Origin of the sequence: Ekhidna sp., assembly GCF_040223195.1 — a bacterium.
Classification (GTDB): Bacteria; Bacteroidota; Bacteroidia; order Cytophagales; family Cyclobacteriaceae; genus Ekhidna.
The window spans coordinates 102221-119579 of sequence record NZ_JAVKDX010000021.1; the positions used below are offsets into that span (position 1 = coordinate 102221).

Consider the following 17359-nt stretch of genomic DNA (forward strand, 5'->3'; position numbering starts at 1 on the left):
TTTTCTTTGGGTTGATATTTTTATCTCAATTTGGAATTGAGAATTAAAAAAGCCGCTTGGGGCGGCTAGATGTCTTAAGCGTTTTTGCCCACACAGTTCAGGTCTTCAAAAGCGACTTTTAATCTCTCAACAAAAGATTTTTCTGCTTCTCTTACCCAAACCCTTGGATCGTAGTATTTTTTATTTGGCTTGTCGTCACCCTCAGGGTTACCGATCTGTCCTTGCAGGTATCCTTCTTTTGATTGGTAGTAACCACGCACACCATCCCAGTATGCCCATTGAAGATCAGTGTCGATGTTCATTTTGATGGCGCCATAGGAGATAGCTTCCCTGATTTCTGCCCTTGAAGAGCCTGAACCCCCGTGAAATACAAAATTTACCGGGTTGTGGACGGTGTTGTGCTTTTCCTGAATGTGATCTTGTGAGTTTTTAAGGATGATTGGTGTGAGCTTTACATTGCCCGGCTTGTATACGCCGTGTACGTTTCCAAAAGCAGCAGCAATAGTGAAGTTTTCACTGACTTCTTTTAGCTTCTCATATGCATAGGCTACTTCCTCAGGCTGGGTGTAAAGCATCGAGTTATCAACCCCTGTATTATCCACTCCATCTTCCTCGCCACCGGTTACCCCAAGCTCAATCTCAAGGGTCATTCCCATCTTGCTCATTCGCTTGAAATACTCAACGCACGTCCCAATGTTCTCCTCGATTGGCTCCTCAGAAAGGTCTAGCATATGAGAGGAGTATAGTGGCTTGCCGGTTTGCTCAAAGTGTTTTTCACCTGCATCCAGCAGTCCATCAATCCATGGAAGTAAGTTTCTGGCGGCATGATCTGTATGAAGGATTACTGAAACGCCGTACGCCTCGGCCAGCTGATGTACATGGTGTGCTCCTGCTATGCCTCCTGCTATTGCAGCTTTTTGGTTGTCATTGGATAGCCCTTTTCCTGCCATAAAAGCAGCTCCTCCATTGGAGAATTGGATCATCACAGGAGAGTTGATATCTCTGGCGGTTTCCAAAACAGCATTGACCGTGCTGGAGCTGGTCACATTGACTGCAGGAAGTGCAAAGTCATTTTGGTTGGCATAGTTTAGAAGGTCTGTTACCTCCTGTCCGGTAAGTACACCAGGTCTGAATTTCATTGTATAAGGATTTGAGAGTTATTAACAGAATTTTGTGCTGCAAATATAACTTCAATGGGAGGGGAATGAAAACAAAAGCTTACGCTTCGTGAAAGGCTTGTTGGATCGTTGAAGGATCAACTTGAGGATCAGAATCTATTAGCTGGGATTCTCTATCCCACGAGTAGGCCGCTACCGCGAATAGAACGATTAAGTAAAGTAGTTTGATTAGGATTTTCCACTTCATGACCTTTTGGACACACCATTGATCCTAAAGGTTTAAAAAGGTTTTAAAAAATTTCATCTTGTAGACGAAAGTTGAATTTCTGTAGACGAAATAAAAAATGGCGCAACATCCATTTTTTGAGTTTTTGACCTTTGAGTTGCGCCATTAGTCCTTAATCGTTCATTTCTTTTTTCATCATTGCGTAGTAGATAAGGAAACCTACTGCAATGCACACTGCTTCAATTCCGTACGGCATTGCATCATCTCCGTCTAGTCCCATAGCGTCAATGATGATCAATCCCAATCCTCCAAACAATACAATCAAACCCCATTTCAGGGCACTGTGCTTACTGTCTTGCTTGCTGAAAAGGTTTGCCGTTTCCGGATTTACCATGTCTTTTTCAATAAGCCTTTTTTTCAAGGAATAATTTGTCAGTGTAGATACAAATAATATTATTGATCCAAATACTGAAATGATTCCTATTACTGGTACTAAGTCGTCCATAATGTGTAAATTTTAGTTGAACATTTCTCCGTATGACAGCCCTCTGATCATTGGATGTTGCACCTGGACAAAATATTTTTTTACTGCAACATTTCAGACCGATGGACTGACTAATAAGTATTCATGGATGAAAAACAATTGGTGCGACAAGTATTGGGTGGTAGTGAATCTGCCATTCGTTTGCTTATAGGTAAATATGAGCGACTTGTAGTCCATATGGTTTCGCGTGCGGTTTACAACGATCAGGATAGGGAAGAGCTCTGTCAGGATGTGTTTATCAAGGTTATTGATAAGCTCGGTACGTTTAATTTTGATTCTAAACTTTCCACCTGGATTGCCACGATTGCGTTTCGGATGGCGGTAAATTTTGCAAAAAAGAAGAAACTGGATCAGGTAGAATTGGAAGAGGTAGAGTTTAGAATAGGAGAGACTGTGGAGGTAACGGAACAGGAAGACATGAATCGATTTATTTTGAGATTGGTGGATCAGCTTCCGTTAAATTATAAATCGGTGTTGACATTGTTTTACCTGGATGGTTTTAGCTATCCGGAGATCGTGGAGATAACAGGTATGCCAGAGGGTACTGTAAAAAATTACATTCACAGGGCACGCTTGAAATTGAAAAAAATCGTTGAAGAACAAGCCAAAAAGGAGGTAGCATTGCTATGAATGAAATAGAAAAAATGATAGATCAGGCTTTGAAGACAGAGCCGTCTTTTCAGCTAAGAAAAGATTTTAAAGATCGGGTGGTAAGCATGATCAGGAGAAAGGAAAAAGCAAGCCAGAGGAGGTTGTATTTCTGGATGTCTTTGGGCACACTCGTGATCTTTGGGTTTGGCTATGCAGCCATTTCTTATTTTATGCCATCACTTTTCCAAAGCCTGCGAGGGGCTTCCGATGGAGTCTCCCAATTGGTACCACTTGCCGTTTTGATTGGCGTGATCCTCACCGTGATCCAGTTTCTGGATAAGCGGCTGGTGAAGGATAAAATGATGATTTAGGTTTAAAGGAAAGGTGCATCAATAGGCTCCCAAAGCTCGATCTTGCGTCCTTCCGGATCCATGATCCACCCAAATTTACCGTACTCATACTCTTCAATTTCGCCTACTACCTGCACGCCCTCCTGCTTCAAAGCCTCAAGAAGTTCCACCAGGTTTTCAACTCGGTAGTTGAACATGTAATCTTTCTGGCTGGGATCAAAGTATTTGGTGTCCTTGTTGAAAGGTCCCCATACTGTGGTGCAGACCTTCTCCTTTTGTTCATGGTCCCGCCACTTGAATAGGCCACCATATTGATCGGATGCTATGCCGAGATGTTTGTGGTACCATTCTTTCATTTTATGGGGATCTTCCGTCTTGAAGAAGATGCCCCCAATGCCTGTTACTCTCTTTTTCATTTTGTTGTGCTTTTTGTCAAATAAAGAGAGAAAATGAGATCATCAAAAATGAAATCTGAAAATCACCTGAAAGGGTGAGTTATTTAGATTGACATTCCAGCAAAGCTTTGCGCGCTTCAGCTTCCACTTGACGTGCCATAGCGGCTGCTTCCTGTGCTGCCTCCTGAAGTGCCATGGCCTGGTCTCTTAGTTTTTCAGCTTCCCATCTTTGTTCTTCGGCCATTATTCCAGCTTTTTCAGCCTCATCTGCTTTGATGAATGCATACAATAGGAAAAATAGGGTTGTAATAGAGAGTAAAATGATTGGAATGTTCTTTTTCATGACTTAGGACAAGTGTTAAAGTTTATTAAATCTATGGGTTTTGGATCAGTAATTGAACCGCTCACAAAAAATCAGCTATTTTTAAAATCAATCTTTTCAATATTGCGTTGAAAGATTACGTCTAAAAAAAAATCATATGAACAAGTTGCTGTTGATTGCCGGGTTTGCTCTTCTTACATCATTCGGAGTTACTACTGAATATAGTAGCGATATTCAGTTCCTTCTGGAAGGAGACACACTGAAGAAGCTGGAGCCAAAAGAAGAACATCTTTATGAAACTCAAATAATTACGGGTTATCTAAGTCAAATTCATTATAGGAAACTACAGCTTTCTGATTCAATTTCCTCTGTGATTTTTAATAATTACTTCGAATCACTGGATCCCAATAAGGCTTATTTCTATGCATCAGATATATCCAAGTTTGAGAAGTTTAGATACGAGCTTGATGATCAAATTCCTCAGGGAGAATTGCAATTTGCCTATGACGTGTTTGAGTTATACCGGGAGCGGGCATTGGATCAGATCGATTACGTTTTTTCGCTATTAGAAACGGAATTTGATTTCTCAAAAGACGAGAGCTATATGTTTGATCGTGAAGATGAAGGCTGGCCTTCAACCAAGCAAGAACAAAATGAGATCTGGAGGAAGATTATCAAGAACCAGGCTTTGAGCTATAAACTGGCAGGACGTGAATGGAAAGATATTTCAAAAAGCTTAACCAATAGATACAAGCGAATTCAGAAAGCCATTTATCAATACAATAGCGAAGATGTATTTCAGAGCTATATGAATGCCTACACAAGTTCCTATGATCCTCACACCGATTACTTTTCTCCACCGGAGGCCGAACGTTTTGAAATAGAGATGAGTCTTTCATTAGAAGGTATTGGTGCACGTCTGATGCAAAATCTGGACTACACTCAGGTTGCGGAGATTATTCCCGGAGGTCCTGCCTATCGAAGCAATGCAATTCATAAAGATGATAAAATCATTGGAGTAGCTCAGGGGGATGATGGTGAGTTTGTAGATGTGATTGGTATGAGACTTGATGAGGTTGTATCAAAGATTAAAGGCCCTAAGGGTACAATAGTAAGACTTCAATTGTTAAAGGCTGAGGATGGAATAAATGCGCTTCCTGACACGCTGAGGTTGGTACGAGATAAAATTAATCTGGAAGAGCAGGCTGCCAAGGCAGAGATGATTCCAATTACCGAGGGAAATACCACCTATAATCTAGGGGTGATAACTGTACCAAGTTTCTATTTGAACTTCGAAGAATTGAGGGAAGGAAAAGAAGACTATCGGAGCACGACCAGGGATGTAAGGAAATTGATCACGGAGCTAAAGGGGCAAGGAATGGACGGTCTGATGATCGATCTGCGCTTCAATGGTGGGGGCTCACTGCAAGAAGCAATAGAAATGAGTGGCCTTTTCATTCCGGATGGGCCTGTTGTTCAGGTTCGTAATTATGATCAATCGGTTGACAGAATGGATGATGAAGACGGGGGAGAGGTTTTCTATGATGGCCCTTTGGCTGTTTTGGTTAATCGTGGAAGTGCTTCAGCTTCTGAAATCTTTTCCGGGGCGATTCAGGATTATAGACGCGGTGTAATCATAGGTGAAAGCACCTTCGGAAAAGGTACTGTCCAGAATGTGATTGATTTAAAACCGGAATTGATGAGAAGAATAAATTCGTCAATAAGTAGAAATTCCCAGTATGGCAATAAGTCTGACGTAATGAAGCTCACTGAATTAAAAAACTCATTGAGAGACATAAATCTAGGTCAGGTAAAGATGACTCTTGCAAAGTTCTATCGAGCAACAGGTAGTAGCAATCAGCGCGTGGGAATTGCACCGGATGTTCAATTTCCATCAATTTATTCTCAAGAGGATTTCGGAGAGGCCAGCAGGGAAAATGCCCTGCCTTGGGATGAAATAGCCAGCGCAAAATTTAAGCCTACCAATACCATTTCGGAGGAACTGCTGGATCATCTGAATACGCTTTACCGTGATGATTTGAATACTGATCCTGATTTGCAAAAACTGGTACGGGACATAGAAAAAGCAAAAGAAAGCCGGGAACAGAAGTCGGTTTCGTTAAATCTGGAAACAAGGAGGGCAGCCAATAATGATGACGATGATGACCTAGCCACCTCTGTGGATAGCGGTGAAGTTTCAGACACAAATGATATTGATGACAAGCTTAAGAAAGACCCATATCTAAAAGAAGGATTGCGGCTGTTGGCAGCCATGAAAAAATATAAGATTGGGTAAACACAATCGGCTCTACTAAAGTTTGATGAAATACTGCTCTACTTCTTTTGTTTTTTGCCTAATTCATTTGGCAGCTCTTTCTCAATCTTATGTTTTTGAGAAAGTTCAGCCTTTGAAACCAACGGATCAGCACTCAAGCGAAGCTTATATAATTGCATCATTATTAAACCGATTGCATTATAATCAACTAACATTTTCGGATTCCGTTTCATCTGAAATTTTTGATGGCTACTTTGATTTGCTTGATCCAAGAAGAATTTATTTTTTGGAAGATGACATACTAAGTTTTGAAAACTTCCGATATAGATTGGATGATCAAATCACAAAAGGTGAGATTTCTTTTGCGTTTGATGTGTACAATTTATTTAGGAGTCGTGTAATTGATCAGTTAAATGATGTTTTTAACTCAATTCATTTAGAGCCTGACTATACTATTGATGAAAATTATCATTTGAGCTTATATAGAATAGCTTGGCAAGCCTCCCATGAACAAAAGAATGATCTTTGGAGAAAAATCATCAAAAATCAGGCGGTTGATTATAAGAATGAGGGATTGAGTTGGAATGATATCTCTGAAATTGTATCATTAAGATTAAGAAGCATTGGAAATGCAGTGTTGAGTCATAATAGTGACTATGTATTTTGCAAGTATATGAATGCAATTAGTCAAGTGTTTGATCCTTCAACAAAATATTTTTTATCTCCCGAAAAAGGCAAATTCGATAGTAACCTTAATCCTTTTCTGGAATCTGGATTTGATTCACTTCATTATAATGGAATATCAAATCCTTTTGAATTCGCTTCAAAAACTTATGAAGTTGATTTAGATAATGAAGGATATAAATTAGGAGTAATAACTGTACCAAATTTTTATCTAGATTTTGATGCATTAAGTGCTGGAAGGCAGGAATATGAGAGTGCTTCAAATGACGTGAAAAAACACCTTTCCGCTTTAATAGAAGAAGGAATTGACGGACTCATGTTGGACTTAAGATTTAATGGAGGAGGCTCTTTGCAGGAAGCAATAGAAATGTGTGGATTGTTTATTCCTGATGGTCCTGTGGTTCAGGTTCGAAACTATGATCAATCTTTGGATACCATGGATGACGAAGATGGTGGGGTAATTTTATACAATGGACCTCTCGCCATCTTAGTGAATAGAGGAAGTGCAGCTGCTTCAGAGGTATTTTGTTCTGCCATGCAAGACTACAAAAGAGGTGTCATACTTGGAGAATCTACCTATGGCAAAGGTTCTATCCAAAGTATCATTGACCTAAAGAAGTATTTAAGAAATCCTAAGGTCAATCCTGGTTATTTAAAAATCACTTTAGCGAAACTCTATAGGGTAAATGGACAAAATTTTCAACGGATCGGTGTTATTCCGGATGTTCAGTTTCCATCCATATATTCTCAAGAGGATTTTGGTGAGGCCAGTAGACAGAATGCTTTGCCTTGGGATGAAATCGCCAGCGCAAAATTTAAGCCTACCAATACCATTTCGGAGGAGTTATTGGATCATCTGAATACACTTTATCGCGAAGACCTAAACTCAGACCCGGATTTGCAAAAGTTGGTACGAGATATAGAGAAAGCGAAGGAAAACAGAGAGCGAAAGTCTGTTTCGCTTAACCTCGAAACGAGAAGAGCTGCTAATGAAGATGATGATGACGATCTTACAACTTCTATTGATGATAGTGAAGTTTCAGGTGCGGATGAGATAGATGAAAAGCTTAAGAAAGACCCCTATTTAAAAGAAGGGTTGAGGCTTTTGGCTGCTATGAAAAAATATAAGATTGGTTAAGGCAACCATTCAGAACATTCAGCATCCTTAAGAATAAAGAGAAGTTATGAAGAATATATTATCACTTATCACCTTGTTATTATGCGTTTCAGGTTTTGCTCAAAACACTTTGGCAAAAGCGGAATTGGAGGCAGAAAATGTAGATGAAGTACGTATTGAGGGGTCCTTTGTAGACGTGTTTGTAAATTCCGGTGACCGGGTGTACTTCAAAGGGATAATCACCGGGAGTGGGGATGAAGGAGACTATAGCTTTGATACGGACATAGTAGGGAGGACATTGGTAATCCGAGTGGACAGAAGGAATAGCAATAACTGGAAAAATTTCAGAATTACAGAATCCCGAATAGACCTAACCATCACTGATGGAATAAAACTCGACATTGATAATTCATCAGGAGATGTGAATGTGGCCAACCTGAGGGCTTCATCATCCAACATCGAAGCGACCAGCGGAGACATCACTTTGCGAAGCATTGTTGCAAACCTGAATGTAGAAACCTCCAGTGGGGATATAGATATTGACGGTCTCACGGGTGATTCTGAGATTGAATCTACCAGTGGGGATCAGGAGATATACAATTCAAAAGGGAATATAGAAACCAGATCAAGTTCGGGCGACATTACCATCTCTGGATTTAATGGTAAGATTGAAATTCAGGCTACTTCCGGAGATGTGGAAATAAGAAAAGGAGTAGGGGCAATCAAAGCGCGCACCTCATCAGGAAATATCGATGGGTACGGAATAGAGCTAAACGATAACACTTATTTTGATGCGACATCCGGAAATATTGAAATCGACTTTGTGAATGATCTCGATGATCTAAGTTTTGATTTGACGGCCACCTCAGGCGATCTGGAGGTGGGTAGCAGATCAGGAGATAAGCGGCTGGTGATCGATCGCGGAGGCATCAAAGTAATTGGGACCACCTCGAGTGGTGATCAGGAATACGAGTGATAAAACCTCTTGAAATTTATAAGGGTGACCAACAGTCACCCTTTTTTGTTTTATACATCACAAATAGACATTTTTGTTGGTCAACGTAAACCTAACTTTAAACCTAAGCAATGGAAAAACCTTACATCGATTCGAACACCAGCCTGCCGGAAATTACCGTGAAAGCGGTGGTATTGGGGGCTATTCTTTCAGTGGTACTATCTGCAGCCAATGCCTACTTTGGGTTGTTTGCCGGACTCACCGTTTCGGCTTCTATTCCCGCTGCGGTCATTTCAATGGCCCTTCTGAAAGTCTTTAAAAATTCAAACATCCTGGAAAACAACCTGGTGCAAACTGCAGCTTCAGCGGGGGAGTCACTGGCTGCCGGGGTAATTTTTACGATCCCAGCCCTGGTGATCATGGGCTACTGGGAAGAGTTCAATTACTTCGAAACAATGGCCATCGCACTGTGTGGCGGGGTGCTTGGTGTGCTTTTCACCATTCCATTGAGAAAAGCATTGATCGTGGAAGAAAATCTTAAATTCCCAGAGGGTGTGGCAACTGCGGAAGTGTTGAAAACGGGCGAAGAAGGGGGAAAAGCAGTAAAATACCTCATATGGGGATCAGTGATTGGAGGGCTGTTTAAGCTGGCTGATTCACTTCTGAACCTGTGGAGTGGACTATTCGAAAAAGCCGCCTTGTTCGGACAAAGATTTTATGGCTACTTCAGCTTAAACCTTTCACCTGCATTGGTTGCGGTAGGATATATCGTCGGTCTCAACATTGCCTTCCTTGTATTCTTTGGAGGTGTCATCACCTGGTGGATCGGCATGCCGATTTATATCGGATCCGAAGGATTTGATGCGGTAGCTGCTGAGCTTGTGGCTTTAGGGAAATTTACAAGTGTCAGCGATGTGAATGTAGATAACATTGGTGGAGCACTTTGGAGTGCCAAAATGCGATACCTTGGAGTAGGGGCCATGGTAGTAGGCGGGCTGTGGGCACTGTTGAGCCTTGCCGGATCTTTGGGTACAGCTTTTAAAGCTGGGATTTCAGCTTTCAAAAAGGGTGGAACCTCCATGAAAGATCAGCTTAGAACGGAAATGGATGCACCTATGTCGTGGGTGATCATAGCCATAGGCGTGCTTGTTGTACCAATATTCCTCATTTATCAATCTGCAATCGGGGATGTTACGGTTTCCACCACCATGACGCTCATTATGGTTGTTGCCGGATTTTTGTTTGCCGCAGTGGCTGGCTACATGGCTGGTTTAGTGGGCAGTTCAAACAACCCGATTTCCGGGGTTACCATTGCGACCATTCTATTCGCATCCATCCTTCTTCTGACATTGATGGGAACAGGAAACGAAATGGCCGGAGCTGCCGGCGCGATTCTCATTGGTGCGGTTGTTTGCTGTGCCGCAGCGATAGCCGGGGACAATATGCAGGACTTGAAGGCTGGGCACATTCTTGGTGCTACGCCTTACAAGCAGCAGATCATGCAGATAGTGGGAGTAGTGGCAGGTGCACTTGCTATCCCAATTGTTTTGAACATTTTATTGATAGGGAATGGCATAGGGGCACCTACCCCAGAGCAGCCTGAATCATTGGCAGCACCGCAAGCCACGCTGATGATGAGTGTGGCACAAGGGATTTTTGGTGGAGGCTTACCGTGGAATATTATTTATATTGGTGCAGGAATTGCGGTGGCGATCATTGCATTTGATCAATATCTAAAATCAAAAGGATCTGAGTTTAGGATGCCGGTACTGGCAGTAGCAGTTGGGCTCTATCTCCCCTTTGAGTTAGACTCGTCCATTTTTGTGGGAGGCGTGCTTGCCTATCTCCTCACTAAGGCCACAAAATCAAATAAAAATATTGAAAGGGGCAATAACGCAGGGTTGTTGCTAGCCTCGGGACTAATTACCGGTGAGGCCCTGATGGGGATTTTGATTGCAGGATTGACTGTAGGTGTGATGAAATCCGGTGGAGACCCCAACTCAATGCGTGTTTTTGAAGATGCATCCAGTTGGCCGGGTCTAATAATTTTTGGGTTGATTATCTATTTCATCTATAAAGTAGTGATCAAAGTATCGAAAGAGCAGGAATAGCGCTGTTCGATACTGAACGAAAATAGTGTACACCTGGCTTCACTTTTGAGAGTGGGGTCAGGTGTATTTTTTTGTAAATCAGTGAGTTAGCCATAATGGCATGATTTTGTCCCCCATTCCTCATGAAAACCTTAAGTCCATGCTAAAAAATTATCTAAAAACCGCCCTTCGAAACCTAACTCGAAACAAAGTATACAGTGTCCTGAATGTCCTTGGCCTGGCTCTGGGTATTGGGTGTTCTCTGGTCATTTATAAGGTAATCGTTTTTGAAAAGAGCTTTGATAAGCACCAGAAGAACTATGAAAATATCTACCGAGTGGTGGGTCAGAGCATTAGAGCAGGTGTGGTGAGCAAGGGATCAGGCACACCTCATCCTGTGGGTACTTCACTTCGCGAAGATTTTCCGGATATGCAAAAAGTGGCCAGGGTGCACTACGTCTGGGGTAATCAAATCAATATAAAAGAGGGCACGGAGGTTAAAAAGTTCTTATTGGAAGAAGGAGTGGTATTCCTCGATCCCGAATTCTTTGATGTTTTTACGGTTGAGTTCATCGCAGGAGATAAGGGGTCTGCTCTGACGGAACCAAATACAGTCGTGATTGCAGCTTCTGAATGCCGCAAGTTTTTTGGGCTTGAGGAAGGTGAGGAAGGATTGGCTATGGGTAAAACCGTCAATGTTGGGAATCTGCAGGATTACAAAGTAGTGGGTGTTATTGCCGATCCACCTGAGTCTACCAATTTCAAATTTACAGTGCTGCTGGATTATGAATCTCAGAAATCCCAGAATCCCTACTACAATGACGGGAAACAATGGAATTCTACCAGCTCAAGCACGAACACTTACATTCTGGTGGGAGATGGGTTTGATCAGGAGGCGTTTGATACCAAGCTCATTGATTTTGTGGAAAAGCATTATGAGGAGGGAGCTTCTGAGCGAAGAAGATTTGTGACACAGCCACTGGCAGAAATTCACTTTGACGATGAATATGGAAACTATGTCTACTCCACCTCGCCCGAGTTGATCCGTGCGCTGGCTATCATCGCCATCTTCCTGGTGCTCACGGCCTGTATCAACTTTGTGAATTTGGCCACTGCCCAGGCAGCAAACCGCTCCAAAGAGATAGGTATCAGAAAAGCTATTGGAGGATACTCTACACAGCTAATCGTTCAGTTCTTTGCAGAAATCACATTGATTACCCTGGTGGCACTCTTCTGTTCTCTGGCTATTGCTGAATTCTTGTTTGTGCAGTTGGAGGATGTGATCGGCACCAGGCTTTCGCTCAATCTTTTCACAGGCTTTGAGACCATCGGATTTCTGCTATTGCTCCTGGTGTTGGTGAGCTTTTTATCAGGCTTCTATCCATCCATTCTGCTCAGCAGTATGAATACTGTGAAGGCCCTGAAAAGCAAAATAACGGCAAAGGATCATTCGGGTGGGCTCAACATCCGAAAGGCATTGGTGATCACCCAGTTTACCATTTCCCAATTTCTGATCATCGGTACTGTGATCATTTCCGCACAAATGAAATACTTCATTGAGAAAGACCTGGGGTTTGAGAAAGAGGCGATCATCAAAAGCTATCTGCCCGAACGGGACGAAGTAAAAAATGCACGTTTTAAAGCGATGCTGTTGGAGGATCCATCAATCGAAAGCATTACGTTCTCGCTGAGCTCGCCAACAGGAAACTCAAACTCACATTCAAACTTCAATTATGCCCCGCTCAACATTGAGGAAGATTTTAATGCCAGCTACAAACCTGCAGATGAGGAGTACATGGATTTGTATGGGTTGCAGCTCTTGGCTGGTAGGAATATTCGTAAAAATGACAGCAGTTACTTCGTTGTGATCAATCAGCGGATTGCGGATTTGATGGGCTTCAAGGATAATTACGAGGGTGCCATTGGTGAGCGGCTTTCATCGGGTTGGAGAGGCTATTCCTTAAAAGTAATTGGCGTGATGAAAGACTTTCATTCGCAGGATCTGAGCGAAGGATATCAGTATGTCCTGCTGTTAAGAGAGCCTGAAATTTATTACGAACTGGCATTTAAAACCCGTGATGGGGCCAATGTAAAACAAGCTATCACCCACTTCCAGAATACCTGGGAAAGTGTATATCCGGAGTTTGTACAGGATTGGCAATTCTATGATGAGGAACTTGCAGAGAATTATGAACAGGAGCAAAACATCGCAACCCTCATGACTACCTTCTCCGGTGTTTCCATCATTATAGGCTGCCTGGGCCTTTATGGATTGATTGCTTTCATAGCTGCCAACCGAACCAAGGAAGTAGGCATCAGAAAGGTACTTGGGGCTTCCATCATGAGCATCATTGGTAAGTTTACAAAGGAAGTATTTGCCCTGGTGATCATTGCATTTTTGATTGCCGCACCAATCGCTTATTATATACTTAATCAGTGGCTCAACGACTATGAATTCAGGATTGATATAGGGATTGGGTTCTTCCTAATGGCCTTTATATCTACACTTCTGATAGCTGCATTGACCGTGAGCTACCGAACCATCAGCACCGCATTGATCAATCCGGCTACCACACTAAAAGATGAATGATCCATGATCCCGGAAAGTAAATTTCCGGGATTTACCCTTTGTAAAAATTGGCTCGACTGGCCTGCCAAACTTTCCATATATTTGGCGGATTCGCATGTTTGCAACTAGTCGTTTATGATCAAAGAACAGTTTAGTAACAGGTGGGGGATTGTGCTGGCTGCACTAGGTATGGCTATCGGAGCAGGTAACCTCTGGCGGTTTCCTCGTCTTGCTGGTCAGTATGGGGGATCGTTTATCCTTTTGTGGATTTTATTTCTTTTCATCTGGTCCATCCCATTGCTATTGTCTGAGTTTGCCATTGGAAAAAAATTCAAAAGCGGGGTGATCGGAAGTTTCGCACGCTTCGCAGGGAAGAAGTACACCTGGATGGGCTTCTTCATTACGATCTGCACCTTAGGTATTGCATTTTATTATTCCATCGTTACAGCCTGGTCTTTCCGGTACATGGCCTTTTCAGTCGGGAATATTTTTAAGGAGGCCACACTTCAGGAAACGCTGCAGTCAAATCCTGATTATCTCAACAATTTCTGGAAAGGAATCTCAAATGGTGATTGGACAACCGTGATTGTCTATATCTGTGTCATTTTCCTGGCTGCATTCATCCTGATCAGAGGGGTAAAAAATGGACTGGAAAAGGCCAACAAATTACTGATTCCAAGCTTGTTTGTTTTGTTGGTGATAATCGTTTTTGTAGCTCTCAATATGGAAGGTGGAGTTCGAGGGCTTGAGTACATGTTTGCGATTGACACTTCCTTGTTTGGTGACCCAACCATTTGGATAGAAGCACTTTCGCAATCCGCCTGGAGCACCGGAGCGGGATGGGGACTGATGATGACCTTGTCCGCTTTCTCGAGAGACAATGAGGATGTAACACTCAATACCTTTATAGGTGCGTTCGGCAACAATACAGCCTCTTTATTAGCCGGGATGGCCATACTTCCCGCAGTGTTTGCATTGTCAGCTTCCGAAACAGAGGCAATCTCTTATCTCCAATCAGGAAATCAGGCACTGACTTTTACAATTATCCCAATGCTGTTCGCAAACGTACCGGGTGGAGATTATTTGTCTGCGCTTTTCTTCCTTGCATTGTTTGTCGCAGCTTTTAGCTCTTTGCTGCCGATGTTTGAGTTATTCCTTCAGAATGTGGCAGACCTGAATATTTCCAAACGAAAGACATTGATTTTTGTAATCATCAGCTTTGTGATTTTCGGTTTTCCATCTGCCTGGTCGCTAAATTTTTTCTCCAATCAGGACTGGGTGTGGGGCGTGGGTCTCATTGTTACTGGCCTGTTCATTTTGATTGCTGTAGCAATGAACAACCCAACCAGGTTTAAAGAATCCACAATCGATGTTGGGTCAGACATGGTCTTGCCATCCGGCTTTTTTAAATGGGCGATTCTACTGAATATAGGTGTGGGATTCTTCCTGATCTACTGGTGGCTTTCACAGGATTACAGTGCCACCTGGTTCAATGAAGAAGGAAAATGGGATTTATTTGGCACCTATAGCAACGCCTCCACCATCACCCAATGGGGAACTGTCATTGTAGTTGGTGTGCTACTGAATGGGTACCTGTACAAAAAATTTGTAAAACAATGAGCAGCGGAGCAATCATCAGTATGATTTTGATTCTTACCACCGTGGTAGGTGGTTTTGTTTATTTTCTAATTAAGGCGATTAAAAACGAGAAAACAAAGAATGGATAAGATAGACCCACTTAATCAGGTAGCAGATTTTCACAGAACGTTTCAGCACCCCATTTTGGCCACCCCGCAGATTCCATCTGAGGATCGGTGCAAGTTGAGGGTATCTCTAATTGCTGAGGAATTGGAGGAACTAAAGGAGGCGATCGAAGACCAGGATATCGTAGAGATTGCAGATGCTCTTTGCGACATTCAGTACGTCTTGTCCGGTGCAATACTTGAGTTTGGCCTGGGGGAGAAATTTCGTGAGCTATTTGAGGAGGTGCAGCGCTCCAACATGAGCAAGGCGTGTGATACGGAGGAGGAGGCCCGGCAAACTGTGGAGCATTACAAGAAAGAAAAAGATACGGAGGGCTACTACGAGAAGAGAGATGGCAAATATCTTGTTTTTAGAAAGGGAGATAACAAAACCTTGAAATCCATCAACTATTCTCCGGCAGATTTGAAAAGTATCCTAGATAGGTAAATCAACTGTTTCAATAACTCAATGAGTCTTTTTTGAATCTTAAATTCTTTAATCTTGAGATTATGAATAGACTATATATTTTCATGGTATCAGTATTGATTCACAATGGGATATTGGCTCAGCATTCTAGTTCAGCAGTTCTGACAACTCACTACTATGAATTTCATAGTAATATTTGGGTTAACCTCCATCATTTTGCTTACGAAAAGGCACGCGGAATTCAAAGAGCCAAGATGAAATCAGATGGGTTTGAATTAGCCAGGATGGAAGAAGATTCTTTGCTGGAAGGACTTACTCAGGAGGAGAGGGGAAAATACGATCGTTTGATCTCCTATTACAAATCCCAATTTAATGATTTAGATATGAGGTCAGATATGTCTGATTTAACAGTTCACTTATCAAATCAGGGATATCACCAACTAGAGCCGGATTCAATATTGAATGTAAACCTCGCATCGGTCCTGAATGATTTTTTACCTATCTACCTACACAAAATTTGGCCTTTGCATGATGGCGCGAATCGAGAATTGGTAATGAAGTATTCAAAAAGTATTGAAAATGCTGAGCGAATGATCATTGCAGCAATGGAGCGCGTCTCAGGAGATACTTGGTCTAGTGAGAAAGTGAGGATCGATATTACGGCATATGCAAGTTGGGCCGGAGCTTACTCTATCATATCACCGAGAATGAATTTGTTTATATCCACAGTTGATCCGGTAAACAATAGTACAACATTTATTGAGACAGTATTTCATGAAAGCAGTCACTTATTATTTTCAAGAAACAGCCCTTTTAGATCGGAGATCTATTTTACATCTCAAGAAATGGGAATAGAGTTTCCAAATGGCTTATGGCATGCCTCTTTGTTTTATCTCTGCGGGATTGCAACGCGGGATTACCTAAGATCGGAAGGGATTGACCATAAATTATATATGGACATAAAAGGGGTCTTTGAAAGTACAAACACTGAAAATTTCAGGACAACTCTTGATAAGTATTATGCGGGGAATATTGACAGAAAAGAGGCGATCAAACTGCTATTATCTGATTACTGATGCTCATTAAGTATCAAATACCCAATGAGTCGTGGCGAGATAAGATGAGCACTAACATTGTGTTATTAGGTTATAACACTTGAAAGTTAGTGTTACATTCTTCTCATTAATTTTTTTAGCATAAGTATGTATGAGGAGGGGGCAGGGAAATTCCCTGCCCTTTTGTTTTAATCCTAAAAAGGAAAATGAAAATGCTCTCACGGCTCATTGGGAAATTTTTGGTTCTTGTCGCAATCATTTACTCATGTGGTTCCTCATCAAAGGATGATAATCCTTTGGCCGACGATACTATTCAGATTTTGTTTCTTGGAAATAGTCTTACCTATTTTAATGACTTGCCTTCACTTGTGGCTCAAAAGGCAAAAGAACAAAACGTGAACATCAAAACTGAAATGATTGCCTTTCCAAATTATGCACTTGAGGATCACTGGAATGACGGGAAAGTGCAGAAGCAGATGAAGACAGGAAAGTACAAGTATTTAGTTATACAGCAAGGCCCATCCTCTCAGGAATATGGCCGGGAGACTCTGTTTGAATATGGAGCAAAACTCAAGCAACTATGTGATCAGAATAATGCTGAATTGGTTTATTTCATGGTTTGGCCATCGCAGACCTATTACTACACTTTCGATGGAGTCATAAAAAATCATCGGGATGCTGCTATTGAAAATGATGCGATCCTTTGCCCGGTCGGTGAAGTTTGGAAAGCTCACTTTGATGAAACGGAAGATTTTTCATATTATGGATCAGATGGCTTTCATCCTTCGCAACAGGGAAGTGAAGTAGCAGCGGAAGTCATTGTTGAGACTTTATTCAATTGGCAATGAGAGCAGCCAAATCCATGAGTTTGGCTGCCTTTCATTACAATCAGAGCATGA

Annotated in this window: 16 protein-coding genes; 12 read left to right on the forward strand and 4 right to left on the reverse strand. The window is 42.0% G+C overall.

Annotated elements, in window-relative coordinates; genetic code table 11:
• Positions 1-74 precede the first annotated feature (74 nt).
• Positions 75-1139, reverse strand: coding sequence for a class II fructose-bisphosphate aldolase (fbaA, locus tag RLN88_RS12985; protein ID WP_350221837.1), 1065 nt, complete (start codon positions 1137-1139; stop codon positions 75-77).
• A 377-nt stretch (positions 1140-1516) separates the two neighbouring features.
• The gene (locus RLN88_RS12990; RefSeq protein ID WP_350221838.1) at positions 1517-1849 is read right to left on the reverse strand and encodes a DUF6249 domain-containing protein; all 333 of its coding nucleotides are present in this window, start codon (positions 1847-1849) and stop codon (positions 1517-1519) included.
• 123 nt (positions 1850-1972) lie between these two features.
• Between RLN88_RS12990 and RLN88_RS12995 the strand changes: the two genes are divergently transcribed.
• Positions 1973-2518, forward strand: a complete 546-nt coding sequence (locus tag RLN88_RS12995) for an RNA polymerase sigma factor (RefSeq protein WP_350221839.1) — start codon at positions 1973-1975, stop codon at positions 2516-2518.
• The gene (locus tag RLN88_RS13000; protein WP_350221840.1) at positions 2515-2850 is read left to right on the forward strand and encodes a hypothetical protein; all 336 of its coding nucleotides are present in this window, start codon (positions 2515-2517) and stop codon (positions 2848-2850) included. The genes RLN88_RS12995 and RLN88_RS13000 overlap by 4 nt, the downstream gene beginning before the upstream one ends.
• A 2-nt stretch (positions 2851-2852) precedes the next feature.
• On the opposite strand, the gene RLN88_RS13005 is transcribed toward RLN88_RS13000, so the two are convergent.
• Together RLN88_RS13005 and RLN88_RS13010 are read right to left on the reverse strand one after the other, a co-directional pair.
• Positions 2853-3245: a VOC family protein gene (locus RLN88_RS13005; RefSeq protein WP_350221841.1), complete on the reverse strand. Its 393-nt coding sequence runs from the start codon at positions 3243-3245 to the stop codon at positions 2853-2855.
• Positions 3246-3324: 79 nt separating this feature from the next.
• Positions 3325-3567: a hypothetical protein gene (locus tag RLN88_RS13010; RefSeq protein WP_350221842.1), complete on the reverse strand. Its 243-nt coding sequence runs from the start codon at positions 3565-3567 to the stop codon at positions 3325-3327.
• A 136-nt stretch (positions 3568-3703) separates the two neighbouring features.
• On the opposite strand from RLN88_RS13010, the gene RLN88_RS13015 reads away from it, so the two are divergent.
• The 10 genes from RLN88_RS13015 (at position 3704) to RLN88_RS13060 (ending at position 17308) form a co-directional block, all read left to right on the forward strand.
• Positions 3704-5842: a carboxy terminal-processing peptidase gene (locus RLN88_RS13015; protein ID WP_350221843.1), complete on the forward strand. Its 2139-nt coding sequence runs from the start codon at positions 3704-3706 to the stop codon at positions 5840-5842.
• Positions 5843-5867: 25 nt separating this feature from the next.
• Entirely contained in the window at positions 5868-7643 is a 1776-nt protein-coding gene (locus tag RLN88_RS13020; protein ID WP_350221844.1) for a carboxy terminal-processing peptidase, read from the forward strand.
• A gap of 46 nt (positions 7644-7689) precedes the next feature.
• Complete coding sequence (locus RLN88_RS13025; protein WP_350221845.1) at positions 7690-8598, forward strand: DUF4097 family beta strand repeat-containing protein; 909 nt, start codon at positions 7690-7692, stop codon at positions 8596-8598.
• A gap of 110 nt (positions 8599-8708) precedes the next feature.
• Complete coding sequence (locus RLN88_RS13030) at positions 8709-10688, forward strand: OPT family oligopeptide transporter (RefSeq protein ID WP_350221846.1); 1980 nt, start codon at positions 8709-8711, stop codon at positions 10686-10688.
• A gap of 139 nt (positions 10689-10827) precedes the next feature.
• Positions 10828-13257 carry an ABC transporter permease gene (locus RLN88_RS13035; protein WP_350221847.1) on the forward strand — a complete coding sequence of 810 codons (2430 nt, stop codon included), beginning with the start codon at positions 10828-10830 and terminating at the stop codon, positions 13255-13257.
• 114 nt (positions 13258-13371) lie between these two features.
• Positions 13372-14856, forward strand: a complete 1485-nt coding sequence (locus RLN88_RS13040; protein ID WP_350221848.1) for a sodium-dependent transporter — start codon at positions 13372-13374, stop codon at positions 14854-14856.
• A gap of 20 nt (positions 14857-14876) precedes the next feature.
• Entirely contained in the window at positions 14877-14963 is an 87-nt protein-coding gene (locus RLN88_RS13045) for a hypothetical protein (RefSeq protein WP_350221958.1), read from the forward strand.
• The gene (locus RLN88_RS13050) at positions 14956-15426 is read left to right on the forward strand and encodes a pyrophosphohydrolase domain-containing protein (RefSeq protein ID WP_350221849.1); all 471 of its coding nucleotides are present in this window, start codon (positions 14956-14958) and stop codon (positions 15424-15426) included. The genes RLN88_RS13045 and RLN88_RS13050 overlap by 8 nt, the downstream gene beginning before the upstream one ends.
• A gap of 62 nt (positions 15427-15488) precedes the next feature.
• Positions 15489-16481 carry a hypothetical protein gene (locus tag RLN88_RS13055; RefSeq protein WP_350221850.1) on the forward strand — a complete coding sequence of 331 codons (993 nt, stop codon included), beginning with the start codon at positions 15489-15491 and terminating at the stop codon, positions 16479-16481.
• A 191-nt stretch (positions 16482-16672) separates the two neighbouring features.
• A complete protein-coding gene (locus RLN88_RS13060) occupies positions 16673-17308 on the forward strand; it encodes an SGNH/GDSL hydrolase family protein (protein WP_350221851.1) in 636 nt (211 codons plus the stop codon).
• The last annotated feature ends 51 nt before the right edge of the window (positions 17309-17359 follow it).

Coding starts and splice junctions, on each gene's coding strand:
- RLN88_RS13010 (WP_350221842.1), bottom strand. CDS start 3,567: ATGAAAAAGAACATTCCAATCATTTTACTCTCTATTACAACCCTATTT.
- RLN88_RS13035 (WP_350221847.1), top strand. CDS start 10,828: ATGCTAAAAAATTATCTAAAAACCGCCCTTCGAAACCTAACTCGAAAC.
- RLN88_RS13055 (WP_350221850.1), top strand. CDS start 15,489: ATGAATAGACTATATATTTTCATGGTATCAGTATTGATTCACAATGGG.
- RLN88_RS13060 (WP_350221851.1), top strand. CDS start 16,673: ATGCTCTCACGGCTCATTGGGAAATTTTTGGTTCTTGTCGCAATCATT.
- RLN88_RS13050 (WP_350221849.1), top strand. CDS start 14,956: ATGGATAAGATAGACCCACTTAATCAGGTAGCAGATTTTCACAGAACG.
- RLN88_RS12990 (WP_350221838.1), bottom strand. CDS start 1,849: ATGGACGACTTAGTACCAGTAATAGGAATCATTTCAGTATTTGGATCA.
- RLN88_RS13030 (WP_350221846.1), top strand. CDS start 8,709: ATGGAAAAACCTTACATCGATTCGAACACCAGCCTGCCGGAAATTACC.
- RLN88_RS13045 (WP_350221958.1), top strand. CDS start 14,877: ATGATTTTGATTCTTACCACCGTGGTAGGTGGTTTTGTTTATTTTCTA.
- RLN88_RS13015 (WP_350221843.1), top strand. CDS start 3,704: ATGAACAAGTTGCTGTTGATTGCCGGGTTTGCTCTTCTTACATCATTC.
- RLN88_RS13040 (WP_350221848.1), top strand. CDS start 13,372: ATGATCAAAGAACAGTTTAGTAACAGGTGGGGGATTGTGCTGGCTGCA.
- RLN88_RS13005 (WP_350221841.1), bottom strand. CDS start 3,245: ATGAAAAAGAGAGTAACAGGCATTGGGGGCATCTTCTTCAAGACGGAA.
- RLN88_RS13020 (WP_350221844.1), top strand. CDS start 5,868: ATGAAATACTGCTCTACTTCTTTTGTTTTTTGCCTAATTCATTTGGCA.
- RLN88_RS13000 (WP_350221840.1), top strand. CDS start 2,515: ATGAATGAAATAGAAAAAATGATAGATCAGGCTTTGAAGACAGAGCCG.
- RLN88_RS13025 (WP_350221845.1), top strand. CDS start 7,690: ATGAAGAATATATTATCACTTATCACCTTGTTATTATGCGTTTCAGGT.
- RLN88_RS12995 (WP_350221839.1), top strand. CDS start 1,973: ATGGATGAAAAACAATTGGTGCGACAAGTATTGGGTGGTAGTGAATCT.
- fbaA (WP_350221837.1), bottom strand. CDS start 1,139: ATGAAATTCAGACCTGGTGTACTTACCGGACAGGAGGTAACAGACCTT.